This window comes from Anaerovibrio sp. (genome assembly GCF_045637405.1).
GTDB lineage: Bacteria > Bacillota > Negativicutes > Selenomonadales > Selenomonadaceae > Anaerovibrio.
The window spans coordinates 17,645-31,045 of sequence record NZ_JAZTZI010000003.1 but is presented as its reverse complement, the minus strand read 5'-3'; the positions used below and the strand labels follow the sequence as shown (position 1 = coordinate 31,045).

10 protein-coding genes are annotated in these 13,401 nt (G+C 45.1%); all 10 read left to right on the top strand.

Going from position 1 to position 13,401, the window contains the following annotated elements; all coding sequences use genetic code 11:
* The 10 genes from ACKI5G_RS00300 (at position 1) to smc (ending at position 13,401) form a co-directional block, all read left to right on the top strand.
* Positions 1-873, top strand: coding sequence for an NAD(P)H-hydrate dehydratase (locus ACKI5G_RS00300; protein WP_407396531.1), 873 nt, complete (start codon positions 1-3; stop codon positions 871-873).
* A 147-nt stretch (positions 874-1,020) separates the two neighbouring features.
* Positions 1,021-2,100, top strand: coding sequence for a branched-chain amino acid aminotransferase (locus ACKI5G_RS00295; RefSeq protein WP_407396529.1), 1,080 nt, complete (start codon positions 1,021-1,023; stop codon positions 2,098-2,100).
* Positions 2,101-2,335: 235 nt separating this feature from the next.
* Positions 2,336-3,208 (top strand): diadenylate cyclase CdaA, encoded by an 873-nt coding sequence (cdaA, locus tag ACKI5G_RS00290; protein ID WP_407396527.1) that lies wholly within the window; start codon positions 2,336-2,338, stop codon positions 3,206-3,208.
* Positions 3,198-4,136: a YbbR-like domain-containing protein gene (locus ACKI5G_RS00285; RefSeq protein ID WP_407396525.1), complete on the top strand. Its 939-nt coding sequence runs from the start codon at positions 3,198-3,200 to the stop codon at positions 4,134-4,136. The genes cdaA and ACKI5G_RS00285 overlap by 11 nt, the downstream gene beginning before the upstream one ends.
* A 21-nt stretch (positions 4,137-4,157) precedes the next feature.
* Positions 4,158-5,777 carry an FAD-dependent protein gene (locus tag ACKI5G_RS00280; RefSeq protein WP_407396523.1) on the top strand — a complete coding sequence of 540 codons (1,620 nt, stop codon included), beginning with the start codon at positions 4,158-4,160 and terminating at the stop codon, positions 5,775-5,777.
* A gap of 33 nt (positions 5,778-5,810) precedes the next feature.
* Positions 5,811-7,166, top strand: coding sequence for a phosphoglucosamine mutase (gene glmM, locus ACKI5G_RS00275; RefSeq protein ID WP_407396521.1), 1,356 nt, complete (start codon positions 5,811-5,813; stop codon positions 7,164-7,166).
* Positions 7,167-7,177: 11 nt separating this feature from the next.
* On the top strand, positions 7,178-7,960 hold the full coding sequence (locus tag ACKI5G_RS00270) for a sirohydrochlorin cobaltochelatase (protein ID WP_407396519.1): 783 nt from the start codon (positions 7,178-7,180) through the stop codon (positions 7,958-7,960).
* Between the two features lie 226 nt (positions 7,961-8,186).
* Entirely contained in the window at positions 8,187-8,534 is a 348-nt protein-coding gene (locus tag ACKI5G_RS00265; protein ID WP_027398082.1) for an OadG family protein, read from the top strand.
* A gap of 20 nt (positions 8,535-8,554) precedes the next feature.
* Complete coding sequence (locus ACKI5G_RS00260) at positions 8,555-9,691, top strand: sodium ion-translocating decarboxylase subunit beta (RefSeq protein ID WP_407396517.1); 1,137 nt, start codon at positions 8,555-8,557, stop codon at positions 9,689-9,691.
* A gap of 149 nt (positions 9,692-9,840) precedes the next feature.
* On the top strand, positions 9,841-13,401 hold the full coding sequence (gene smc / locus ACKI5G_RS00255) for a chromosome segregation protein SMC (RefSeq protein WP_407396515.1): 3,561 nt from the start codon (positions 9,841-9,843) through the stop codon (positions 13,399-13,401).

The window sequence follows — 13,401 nt, the reverse complement described above, 5'->3', positions numbered from 1 at the left end:
ATGAAGCTGGATTTGATTCCTATAGATCAGGAGCTTGTAAAGGGAATAATGCTGCCTCGGCCCAAAGCCTGCCATAAAGGAAGCTGTGGGCGGGTGTTGGTTATCGCTGGCTCTACAGGGCTTACAGGGGCCGCTGTCATGGCTTCGCAGGCGGCTTTGAGGGCAGGCGCCGGAATAGTTAGTCTTGCCTGCGCTGAAAGCTTGAATACTATTTTTGAGATTAAGCTCACTGAGACTATGACCATTCCTGTGGTTGAAGGTGAAAAGGGATATATTGGCATTGATGCCTTGGATTTTCTGCTGGAAAAGGCCAGTCAGTACGATGTGGTTCTCATTGGCCCAGGGCTGGGACGACATGAAAGTACCATGGAGCTGGTGCGGGAGTTTGTACGCCACACGGAGACACCGTTAATAGTCGATGCTGATGGTATATATGCTTTTCGGGGCCAGTGCCATCTTTTGAATGAATGCCGGAATGTACCTGTATTGACACCTCATTTGGGAGAATTGGCAGCATTGCTTAATATTTCTGTAAAGGAATTACAGCAGGGGCGTAATCAGCTAATTGAAAAGACAGCAGAAAATAATAATGTAATTTTGGTGGCCAAAAGTGAGGAAACAACAGTTGCTTACCCTGATGGTAGTATGTATATTACCACTGTAGGGAACCCTGGCATGGCTACAGCGGGAAGCGGTGACGTACTGGCAGGCACCATAGCAGGTGTTTATTGCCAGACAAGGGAGAAGTATGCTCCTTTGGCGGGGGTATATATTCATGGCAGGGCTGGTGACCTGGCTTATGAAGAAAATGGCAATGGGCTGATTGCTACGGATATAATAGGGAATATTGGAAGGGTACTTTTGGAACTTTGATTGTGAAAACCAGTGGACAAGGTTTACAAAATGTTGTCAATAACAACAAAAAACTCTTGATTTATTACACTGAAACGACTATAATTTGGTATTATATGTTTACACAAGTACATGATTTATGTACAAAAAGTTAGGAGATGTATATTTATGGCAGATGTTCGTTTTGTTAAGGCGGATACTTTAAAGGCTAAACCGGATGTTACCAAAATCGGATTTGGCACTCACTTTACTGATTACATGTTTGTAATGGATTATGAGGAAGGCAAGGGATGGTTTGACCCTCGTATCGTGCCTTACGAGGATATTAAGGTTAGCCCTGCCAACACTACCCTTCATTATGGGCAGGCAATCTTTGAAGGCTGCAAGGCTTATCGCTACAAGGGCAATAAGGCCGTTGTTTTCCGTGCCAAGGATCATATTGCAAGACTGAATAAATCTGCCAAGATTTTAGATATTCCACAGGTTGATGAGAAGCTGGTTTATGATGCTCTCATGCAGCTCATTGACATTGAAAAGGAATGGATTCCTGATGGCCCTGGTCAGAGCCTTTATATCCGTCCATTTATTTTTGCCAATGACCCATACCTGGGTGTTAGCGTCAGCAAGTGCTACAAGCTGATGATTATTCTGTCTCCTGTGGCAGCATACTATGCTCATGGCTTTGCTCCGGTAAAGATTATGGTGGAGGACACCTATGTAAGAGCTGTACGTGGTGGCTTGGGTGCTGCCAAGACCCCGGCAAACTACGCAGCATCCCTTCATGCAGGCCTGGTGGCTCACGAAAAGGGTTACGACCAGACCTTGTGGCTGGATGGCGTTGAGCGTAAATACATCGGTGAGGTTGGCTCCATGAACATCCTGTTCAAGATTGACAACAAGATTGTCACCCCTGAACTGGATGGTACTATTTTGGATGGTATCACCAGACGTACAGTATTGCAGGTGGCAAAGTCCTGGGGCTACGAAGTGGAGGAGCGCAAGATTTCCACTGATGAGCTTCTTGATGCTTACAAGAACGGCAAGCTGGAGGAAGTATTTGGCTCCGGTACTGCTGCAGTAATTTCCCCTGTAGGTGAGCTGGGCTATAATAGTGCTGATACCAAGATGGTATTTAATGACGGAAAGATTGGTCCATTTGCCCAAAAGATGTATGATTACATTGACGGCCTCCATACTGGTGAGGTGGAAGATACCTTCGGCTTCATCGATGTTGCCGGGCAATATTAATAGAAAAGCTGAGGCGTTCCTCAAAAATGGGGGACGCCTTTTTCTTTTTGCGGGTAATCACCTTGTTTTCATAAACTATTGCTACTATAATTAAATAATACTAATGTAACCAAAATTTAGGATTAATGATACAATTTTCATCCTGTTTATTGGAAATAAAAGCAGGATTTTAATTAATGATGATAGAATAAAAAATATATATGGTAGTGTGTTATAGTTACAAGGAGTCGTTGGTATGTCGCTTGATTTTCTAATTCACAATCTGGATTTGCCCATTCCTTCTCAGATACATGGTCTGATAAGGACTGTGGGCTTCTGGGATGTAGTAGATATATTGATTGTAGCCGTAATTCTTTACAAGGTTTACGAAATGCTGCAGGATACTCGGGCCATCACCTTGGTGAAGGGCCTTATTGTGTTGATGATTGTTACGTTAGGGGCCAACTTTTTGGAGCTTCATGTAATCTCCTGGTTGCTGCAGAAAACTGTAACTCTGTTGTTTGTGGCCTTGCCTATCGTATTTCAGCCGGAGCTTCGCAGGGCTTTGGAGCGTCTTGGACAGGGACGTTTTTTGGGGTTGGACCAATACCTTGATGTGGAGGAAGCCAATTCCCTGACAAATGAAATAGATAAGGCCGTATTTAATATGGCAGACAAGAAAATCGGTGCTTTGCTGGTAATAGAGAAAAATGTTGGTATAAATGAAATTATAGATACAGGCATTAAAATAGAGGGACTCATTACCACAGAGTTCTTGATGAATGTATTTATCCCTAATACACCATTACATGATGGTGCTGCTGTGGTACGTGGCAAGCGTTTGGTGGCGGCAGGATGCTATTTGCCCCTTACGGAGAACCGTTCCCTAAGTAGTGAGCTGGGTACCCGTCACAGAGCGGCCATTGGCCTTTCTGAGCAGTGCGATGCCGTAATAATTATTGTCAGTGAGGAAACCGGTGTGGTTTCTGTGGCAGAAAATGGACGGATTGAGCGTTATATGACCCATGACAGTCTGCGGCAGCGTATTCGTCCTCTCTTTGTAAAAGAGAAGCCAAGCATGAAGTTTAAGGATATTATTGCAAATTGGAGGAAGAAAGATGATGAATAGAATCCAAAGTATATTCAGACACAATCTTCCCGCTAAGATACTGGCTCTTTTGGGAGCGGTCATTCTCTGGTTTTTCGTTATGAATGACCAGAATCCTTCTGTAAATTCCACATTTACGGTGCCGGTTTATACCATCAATGGACCGGATGGTTACACCATTAAGCTGAACCCACGTGATGTAACCGTGAAGGTTAGAGCTCCAAGGGCTTCCTTTACGGCCACTAAGCCTGATGATTTCAAGGCTTATGTTGATTTGGAGGATGCTGTTGAAGGCACCAACAGGTTGAAGGTACGCACAGTGGTTCCTCAGGGCTTTGAAGTCGTGGATATTTCAGATGAAATAATTGAAGTAACCATGGAGGCCCTTATTGAAAAGCAGGTATCAGTGAATATTCAGGTAACTGGTAATACTGGCGCACATAGTGCCTTGGATAAGATTCTTCCTGAAAAAGACAGTGTTAAGGTTACAGGACCAAGAAGCAATGTGGAAAGGGTCAACCAGGTGGTTGGTTATCTTAATTTAGCCAGTAATACATCTGATTTTACCGCAAAGGTTAAACTTACACCTGTTGATGTTGATGGAAATATAGTCGACGGTGTTTCTCTGTCCACCAAGGAAATGGATGTTACGGCCAAGATATTGAGTGGCGTTGATAAGAAAGTCGTTTCAATTAAGCCGGTATACAGTGGCCTTCCTGAACATAATTTTGAGGTGTCAGTAGTTTCTGCCCAGCCGGATAAGGTGGAGGTTACAGGCAAAACTGAAGTATTGGAGAAGCTCAATGAAATATTCACGGACGATATTATTGTGGATGGGGCCAATGCTGATATTACAAAAGACGTGAATCTTGTCCTGCCTGATGGTATAATATCACCTGGTCAGAAGGTAAAGGTTACAATACAGATTAAAATGAGAAATAGTGATTGAGCAATAAGAGAGGTAAGCTAAGTGATTAGGATACAGAACTTTAGTGTTTCCTTTGATGATACGACACCCCTTAATGTCTTGGTTGAAAAACGAATGGAATTACCACCTCACTCTGTCAGTGAGGTGGTAATTGTGCGTAAAGCCATAGATGCCAGACGATACAAGTGTGCTGCAATTAAGTTTGTTTATATACTTGATGTAACTGTAGAGGGTAATGAAAAGAAAATCATCAATCGTTTTAAGAAGAATAAAAATATAGATTGGGCTCCTAAAAAGGTGATGCCGAGAAAGTACCCATCACCAGCTGTTGAGGATCAGCCACCGGTGATTGTGGGCTTTGGTCCAGCAGGTATGTTTGCTGCCCTGACATTGGCCCGGGCCGGTTATAAGCCCGTTGTTTTGGAACGGGGTCGGGATGTGGACAGCCGTCATGCTGATATTCAGAAATTTTGGGCAGGAGGGGCATTGTCCCCTCAGTCCAATGTTCAGTTTGGCGAGGGGGGAGCCGGAACCTTTTCCGACGGTAAGCTCACCACACGGGTGAACGATCCTCTCATTAGTGCGGTACTTGATGATTTTGTTAAGGCTGGTGCCCCGGAGGATATTAAATATCTCCACAAGCCACATATTGGTACGGATATGTTACGCACAGTGGTTAAAAATATCCGACTGGAGGTTATCCGCCTTGGGGGACAGGTGCGTTTTGATAGTCAGGTTACGGGTATAGAGAAGAATAGTGATGGCTCAATTAAAGCTGTTATTATTAATGACAGTGAGCGGATGAATGTATCAGCGGCTTTCTTTGGAATTGGTCATTCTGCCCGGGATACCTATAAAATGCTTTACGATTTCGGCCTTAGCATGGAGGCAAAGCCTTTTGCGGTGGGTGTCCGTATAGAGCATCCTCAGGAAATGATTGACAGAAATCAGTATGGTGATGACACCGGCCATGAGCTTCTTCCTGTAGCGGATTATGCTGTTACTTATAACGATAAGGAAAAGGGACGTGGTGTCTACTCATTTTGTATGTGTCCGGGCGGCCAGGTGGTGGCTGCTACCTCGGAGCTGGAGGGCGTGGTTACCAATGGTATGAGTGATTACAGACGTGACTCCGGAGTGGCTAATTCTGCGCTGCTGGTTACGGTTAATACCAAGGATTTTGCAGATCATGTGCTGGGTGGAATTGAATTTCAGCGCAAATGGGAAAGGGCAGCCTTCAAGGCTGGTGGCGGAGATTATTATGCTCCGGTCCAGACGGTGGGAGATTTTCTGTCCGGAAAATCCGGCTCCACAGATTTTCTTACTAAACCTTCCTATCAGCCGGGAGTTCGGCCTGTGGATCTGCATCAGTGCCTGCCGGATTTCGTCAGTGGCATGTTGACAGCTGCTCTTCCATATTTTGGGAGAAGAATAGCCGGATTTGATGATGTGGGGGCAGTAATGACTGGTATAGAGTCCCGGTCATCGGCACCCTGCAGAATTATTAGGGATAAGGGCACCTATGAGTCCGAGAGCCTGTCGGGCTTTTACCCTATTGGTGAAGGGGCAGGCTACGCCGGTGGCATAATGAGTGCAGCTCTTGATGGCATGAATGCGGCACTTGCATTTTTAGATAAAAAGGCTCATACTAAAGGAATGTGAATTTGATATTACTAACTTGGAGGTTATTTTATTATGGCTAGATTATTTGGTACTGATGGTGTGCGTGGAGAGGCAAATGTTGAGCTGACTCCGGAATTGGCATATCGTCTGGGCAGGGCGGCAACCTTGTATTTTGGTGAAAATTCAGAAACGATGCCAAAGATTCTCATCGGCCGCGATACCAGAATTTCCGGTCAGATGTTTGAGGCCGCTTTGTGTGCGGGGATTTGTTCTGCCGGTGGCCGTGCAATTATAGTTGGGGTTATCCCAACTCCTGCTATTGCATTTCTTACAAAGAAAAAGAAAGCTAACTGCGGTATTGTTATTTCTGCATCTCATAATCCATTCCACGACAATGGTATTAAATTCTTCGGTGGCAATGGCTATAAATTGCCTGATTCTGTGGAGGATGAGCTGGAGGAAATCGTAAGAAAGATTGAAGCTGGTGATGATTTCCCACGTTCCACCGGTGCGAAGATGGGTTATATTGATTATCGTCATAACTACATCAATGAGTACAAGGATTTCATTCTGTCCACCTGCAAGGAGCGCTTCGACGGTATGAAGATTGTACTGGATTGTTCCAACGGTGCAGCTTATGAGGTTATGCCAATGGTTCTTAACAGCCTGGGCGCTGACGTTATCGTTCTTAATAATGCACCAAATGGCAGAAATATTAATGATAACTGCGGTTCCACCCACATGGACCGCATTCAGAAGGCTGTAGTAGGCCTTGGGGCAGATTTTGGTATCGCCCATGATGGTGATGCTGATCGTTGCCTTTGCGTAGATGAAAAGGGAAATATTATTGATGGTGACCATATTCTGGTAATGTGTGCCAAGGAAATGATTGCTGACGGCACCCTTACCCACAATACTGTTGTAACCACTGTTATGGCCAATATTGGTTTTCATAAGGCTATAAAGGAGCTGGGCGGCAGAGCTGAAATCACCAAGGTCGGCGACCGTTATGTATTGGAAAATATGCTGGCTAACGGCTATAAGCTGGGTGGCGAGCAGTCCGGTCATATTATTTTCACCGATTACAATACCACAGGTGATGGTCCTGTTACTGCCATTCAGGTTCTGTCTGCTGTTAAGCGCAGCGGCAAGAAGGCTTCCGAGCTGAATGAGATGATGGTTAGCTACCCACAGCTGCTGGTAAATGTTGCAGTTAAAACCAAAGAAGGCTGGGAAGAAAACGAGAATATTAAGGCTGCCATTAAGGCCGGAGAGGAAAAGCTGGGCTCCGATGGCCGTATTTTGGTCCGTCCATCTGGTACAGAGCCGCTTATCCGCGTAATGGCTGAGGGACCTGATCAGTCCCAGCTGGATGTAATTTGTCATGAAATCGCTGATGTTGTTTTAAAAGAGCAGGGCGCAAGATAAGGTGTAGAAATATGAAACAGGCAATTATTGTAACTACCTTTGGCGTAGGTGATAAGGACGTAAAGAAAAAGTGCATAGATTCCCTTATTGGGGATATCCGCAATGCATTCCCGGATTATGATATTTTTGAGGCCTGGACCTCCCGCTTCCTCATAAAAAAGCTGGCTGCCCAGGGAGAGACCTATGAGACACTGGAAGAGGTTTTGGGAGAGCTGGAAGATGCGGGTTACCAAAAAGTCGTAGTGGCCCCTACCCATCTGACTCCGGGGCTTGAGTTTGACAACAAGGTTGTCAAGGTAGTAGAGGAAGCAAAGGAGAAGTTTACGGAAATTCATGTAGCTGAGCCGGCATTGGCAGGAAAGGGCCCTGAGGATTATGAAGGTATTGCTGACATACTCTTTTATCTTGATTCATTGGAGCCGGGAGAAGAACTGCTGCTTATGGGACATGGCTCCCCAAAGCGTCATAATCCGGTTTATGAGTGGGTACAGCAGTACGCCGACCAAAAACATTTGCCTGTTCATGTTGGGGTGCTGGAGGCTGATGATTATCCGACCCTTGATGATGTCCTGAAACGTCTTAAGGATAAGGGCGTTAAAAAAGTTTTCATGAGGCCGATGCTTTTGACTGGTGGTGACCATGCTACGGTGGACATGGCAGGAGACCAGCCGGACAGCTGGAAGAATATTGTTTCAGATGCAGGGATAGAGGTGCGTTTTTCTACAAAGGGCTTGGGAGAAAATAATCTTTATCGCTCCATTTACATAAAACGAATAGAAAAAGCCTTGCGATAAGAAAAAGTCTGAACAGTGGCTGATATTTTAGTAAAAAAATAGAAATTTTCGCTTTGAGACGTTAATGTGAATATTTTTCTATTTTGAAATGGAAAAATTTGAGCAAGTGCGTTATAATAAGTAAGTGTATTAAAAGTGTTAAAGGGGGGCACTGCTTCACCCTGAATATTTTTATTCAAATTGAAGCAGTGGCAGTTTATATTTTTTATGATAAGGCGGTGTATTTATGGAAACTCAGAATCCTATTGTCATTATGTTGATTAACATGACAATCGTATTCGCGGTGCTGTTTGTGTTAAGCCTTTACATCAGATTAATCCACAAGATTGATCCGACTGCAAAAGCAGCAGCAGCTCCAAAGGCAGCTCCAAAGGCAGCTCCAGCACCTAAAACAGCAGCACCTGCTCCTGTAGTGGAGAAGGGTATTGCAGACGAGACCGTAGCAGCTATTGCAGCAGCTTTGGCAACAATGGGTGTGGGCTTTTCTCGCGTTAAGGCTATCAGAGTAGCTGATCGTCCTGCATGGGGCGGCGTAGCTCGTCATGAAGGCCTTACCACCTTGAAGATGAGATGATAAGGAGAAGTCACTAGAGTATGGATATATTAAGCGCATTTTTAACATCTATTCAGTCAGTATGGCTGGACAGCGGTTTTGCTTCCTTTACCTTGGGTAATTTCGTTATGATACTGGTAGGCTTGTTGCTGTTGTACATGGCTATCGGTAAAGAATTCGAGCCACTTTTGCTGACTCCAATTGCCTTTGGTTGTATCATGGCTAACTTCCCATGCACCGGTTTCCTCGAAGAACCAGGTGTTATGCAGGTTATCCACTATGGTATTCAGTATGAGATTTTCCCTCCACTGATTTTCCTTGGTGTAGGAGCCATGACGGACTTTGGACCGCTGATTGCAAATCCTAATACCCTGTTCTTGGGTGCAGCAGCTCAGTTTGGTGTATTTATTTCCCTGGCTGGTGCGATGGTTCTGGGTTTTACTGCCCAGGAGGCTTCCGCTATCGGTATCATCGGTGGTGCTGATGGCCCTACTGCTATTTACATGGCATCAAAGATGGCTCCAAACCTTCTTGGTGCGATTGCTGTAGCAGCCTATTCCTATATGTCTCTGGTACCTCTTATTCAGCCTCCTATTATGAAGCTGATGACTACCAAGGAAGAAAGAGCTATCAAGATGGAACAGCTTCGCAATGTAACTAAGTTTGAGAGACTGGTATTCCCAGTATCTGCAGCTATTATCATTTCTTTGCTGCTCCCACCTGTAGCTGCTCTTATCAGTATGCTGATGCTCGGTAACCTGTTCCGTGAGTCTGGTGTAACTGACCGTTTGTCTGATACCTCCCAGAATGCACTGTGCAACATCGTTACTATCTTCCTGGCTACTGGTACCGGTATGACCATGAGTGCAGAGCACTTCCTGACTGTACAGACTATTGAGATTATCCTCCTTGGTCTCCTGGCGTTCGCTGGTGGTACTGCTGCTGGTGTATTGCTTGGTAAGGTTATGTGCCGTCTTTCCGGTGGCAAGATTAATCCGCTCATCGGTTCTGCAGGTGTATCTGCCGTTCCTATGGCAGCCCGCGTATCTCAGATGGTTGGTCAGAAGGCAAATCCTTCCAACTTCCTGCTGATGCATGCAATGGGTCCTAACGTAGCTGGTGTTATTGGTACAGCAGTAGCTGCTGGTACCATGATGGCTATGATGGGTGCCAAGTAAGTTTATTTGATAATGTCCGAAGGGCTGAAAAGATGCTTTTATCTTTTCAGCCTTTTTGTTTGTAATGAAATGGCCCATAAGAATATGAAAATGGCCTAATTTATGCTAAAATAAAGTGTTATTAAATTTCAAACAGGCTGGTGTTTTAGTTGCAGTTAAAACGACTGGAGGCTTATGGTTTTAAGACCTTCGCCGATAAAATAGAAGTAGATTTTGACAAGGGAATAACTGCTATTGTAGGGCCAAACGGCAGTGGCAAGAGTAATATTTCTGATGCCATAAAGTGGGTACTGGGTGAACAAAATATCCGAAATATCCGCGGTACCAAGGCTGAGGATGTAATTTTTAATGGCAGTGCTGCCCGTCGTGCAATGGGTGTGGCTGAGGTATCTCTCGTTTTTGATAACGATGGAACCCTGCCGGTGGATTTTCAGGAAGTCACCATTACAAGAAGACTTTTCAGAAATGGTGACAGCGAGTTCTACATCAATAGAGCCCGCTGCCGTCTGAAGGATATAACCAATCTTTTTGCGGATACTGGTATTGGCCATGACAGTATGGGTATCATAAGTCAGAATAAAATCGATGATGTCCTGAATGCTCGTCCTGAGGAAAGAAGGTTATTTTTTGAGGAAGCAGCCGGAATAACCAAATACAGAAACCGTAAGCGGGAATCCATGCGAAAGCTGGAGGACACAGAGGCTAATCTCCTGCGTGTTCAGGATATTATTGGTGAGATAGAAAATCAGCTGGAGCCATTGAAGCTCAGTGCGGAAAAGACAGAAAAATACAATGCCCTTCAGGAGGAACTGAAGAAATTTAATCTGGCCGGTATTTACCTTAATTATCTTGACCTCAACAAGAAAAAAGCCAAGCACATGGCAGCCATCACTGCCAAGAAGGATCAGGAGATAGCTGCCAGGACAGCCCTGCAGCTTTCAGAAAATCGTAAGGAGCAGTTTGACAAGGCGGTATTGGAGCTGGAAAAGGAGCAGGAGACTATCTCCCAGAAGCGAAACGAGCTCCATAGTCAGCTTGAGGCAGCTGAAAGTGATATTAAGGTTCTGGAGGAACGCCGCCGTCAGGGCAAGGCATCCCGTCAACTTCTGAGCCAGCAGCTTCGTGAATTAAAGGCTGCAGTGGAAGAAGCCCAGCAGGATATAAATGATTCCGCCAAGAGCGGGGAGGAATCCCAAACCACTCTTGAGGAAACGATAACCAAAATACAAAAATCTCGTGAACAAGCCAAAGTGCTTCGTGAGTCCCTGCAGAAAAAAAGAGAAAAACGTTCTGAAATTGAAAAGCAGGTTAAGGAGGGTGTCCAGAAATATAATGACAAAAACAGCCAGCTTTTGATTTTGGAAAGGGATTTGGAAAATGACAGCCAAAATCGCGGTGACCAGCTGCAGCAGTTAGAGGAACTGCAAAAGGAAATTGCCCTGCTGGAAAGGGATCAGGGGGAACTGACTATGGCAGCTGAGGAAGCTGCCATAGAGAAGAATTCAAAGTCTCGTGAAATTCAAGCTAAGGAAAACCAACTTAAAGAGGACAGCCAGAGCTTTGAAGACCTAACCAGGGAAAAGAATCAGCTGGACAGCAGTATTCAGAAGGTGACAAGCCGATTGCAGATAATGGAGAATCTGCAAAATTCCTATGAGGGATTTGGTAAAGCTGTAAAGGCCGTACTGAAAAGTCAAGCAGCATGGCGACAGCAGGTGTGTGGTACAGTGGCTGAATTAATGGAAGTACCGGGAAAATATGTGACTGCCATTGAAACAGCTTTGGGAGGCAGTCTGCAAAATATAGTTACCAAAGATACCGATACTGCCAAAGCCGCCATTGAATTTTTAAAGCGTGACCGCTTGGGACGTGTTACCTTATTGCCACTTTCTTCCATTACTCCAAGAAATAATCGGGAGAATTTGCCTAACGGGGCAGCAGGAATTATTGGCTGGGCCCATGAAATTGTCACTACCCATGACGAATACAAGAAGGTTATGGATTTTCTTCTGGGAAGAACCTTGGTGGTTGACACCATGGATAACGCCATTAGCTTAAATCGCCAGATGGGACAGCGCCTTAGGATTGTAACCCTTGAGGGCGAGCTTCTCAGCCCTGGTGGTGCCATGACCGGTGGAAGTCATCAGCATCGTGAAAGCAGCTTTTTAAATCGTCAGGATGAAATAAAACAGCTTAGGGATAAGCTGGAAAAAGATAAAAAGTCCTTTGCAGATTTGCAGGAAAAGCGTAGTGACCTTAAAAAGAGAATCGAAGCAACCACATCTGAGCTGGATAAATTCAGAAATGATCTCCATGCCTTGGAAATGCGAGAGCAGGAGCATCAGCTTAATATGTCCTCCATTGAAGAAAAGCTGACAAAGGCCAATGCAGATTATGAGGTGCTGGAGCACACCCTGGAAAATGCCCAGGCCAACTTCCTTTCTATTCAAGGCAAGGTGGCTGAGCTGAGAAGAGAAACTGAAAATCTGGATGCAAGTAATAAAGCCTTAAATAATGAGCTTCAGGAAATCAACGATGATTATGCTGATATGGATCAGGAGGCTGAGGACCTGTCTGTTTTTACCAATCAGCTGGAGCATGATAAAACGGTGCTGGAGCAGAGCATCCTCCGTATGAAGGAAAAAACACTGCTTCGTCAGCGTGAACTTTCCCGAAATGCAGAATCCATCGGCCATAATGAGCAGGAAATCCGCAGATTGGACACTGAACTGGAGGAAAGCCAAAATAAGATTGGCGGTCTTATTACCAAAACTCAGCATTTGCAGGATGATTATGCAAAAGCAAAAGGTGAATACAAGGAAGTTCACGAGCGTCGCATGGAAAAGCTGGTGGAAAGCCAGAAGAATGAAAAGGAGACCAAGTCAGCTCAGCAGCGGCTTAATGGTATTCAGGATGAATTGCATCAGCTGGAGCTGAATGCTTCCCATACGGAATACGATTTGGAGCAGCTGGAAAATGAGATGCTGTCAGAATATGGCATAGTACCGGAGCGTGCAGCCGAGATGGTACCTGAAATGGAGCCAACAGCGCTTAAACGGGAGCTGAAACGCCTGGAGCGGGAGATTGGAGCCATTGGAACCGTAAATCCAAATGCTCCTACAGAATACAAGGAGCTTCTGGAGCGTCACGGCTTTTTGTCCGGGAATGCTGAGGACCTTAACAACGCCAAGGCGGATTTGCTGAAGATTATCGGCGAAATGGACGCCACCATGACCAAGCAGTTTAAGGAGGCCTTTAACAGTATAAATCTGTTCTTTAAGGATATTTTCGTTAGACTCTTTGGTGGTGGTGAAGCAAGGATTGTTCTTATGGACCGGGATAATGTGCTGGAATCCGGCGTGGATATAGTGGTACAGATTCCCGACAAGAAGCAGCAGAATTTGGCAGTGTTGTCAGGTGGCGAGCGTGCCCTTACAGTTGTGGCATTGCTGTTCTCGTTTCTGCGTTACAGGCCGGCACCATTTTCCCTCCTTGACGAGGTGGACGCGCCGTTGGATGAAGCCAATATCGGTCGATTTGGCAGCTTCCTTGAGGAATATTCCAATAATACACAGTTTATTGTGGTTACTCACCGTAAGGGTACTATGGAGTCGGCGGATTCCATGTATGGCGTTACTGTGGAGGATGCTGGTGTATCCAAGATTCTTTCAGTAAAGCTGAAGGAAGCTGAATCAATGATAGATAATTAA

Excerpts from the sequence above, each read along its gene's own strand:
- ACKI5G_RS00300 (WP_407396531.1), top strand. The coding sequence starts at position 1 with ATGAAGCTGGATTTGATTCCTATAGATCAGGAGCTTGTAAAGGGAATA.
- ACKI5G_RS00295 (WP_407396529.1), top strand. The coding sequence starts at position 1,021 with ATGGCAGATGTTCGTTTTGTTAAGGCGGATACTTTAAAGGCTAAACCG.
- cdaA (WP_407396527.1), top strand. The coding sequence starts at position 2,336 with ATGTCGCTTGATTTTCTAATTCACAATCTGGATTTGCCCATTCCTTCT.
- ACKI5G_RS00285 (WP_407396525.1), top strand. The coding sequence starts at position 3,198 with ATGATGAATAGAATCCAAAGTATATTCAGACACAATCTTCCCGCTAAG.
- glmM (WP_407396521.1), top strand. The coding sequence starts at position 5,811 with ATGGCTAGATTATTTGGTACTGATGGTGTGCGTGGAGAGGCAAATGTT.
- ACKI5G_RS00270 (WP_407396519.1), top strand. The coding sequence starts at position 7,178 with ATGAAACAGGCAATTATTGTAACTACCTTTGGCGTAGGTGATAAGGAC.
- ACKI5G_RS00265 (WP_027398082.1), top strand. The coding sequence starts at position 8,187 with ATGGAAACTCAGAATCCTATTGTCATTATGTTGATTAACATGACAATC.
- ACKI5G_RS00260 (WP_407396517.1), top strand. The coding sequence starts at position 8,555 with ATGGATATATTAAGCGCATTTTTAACATCTATTCAGTCAGTATGGCTG.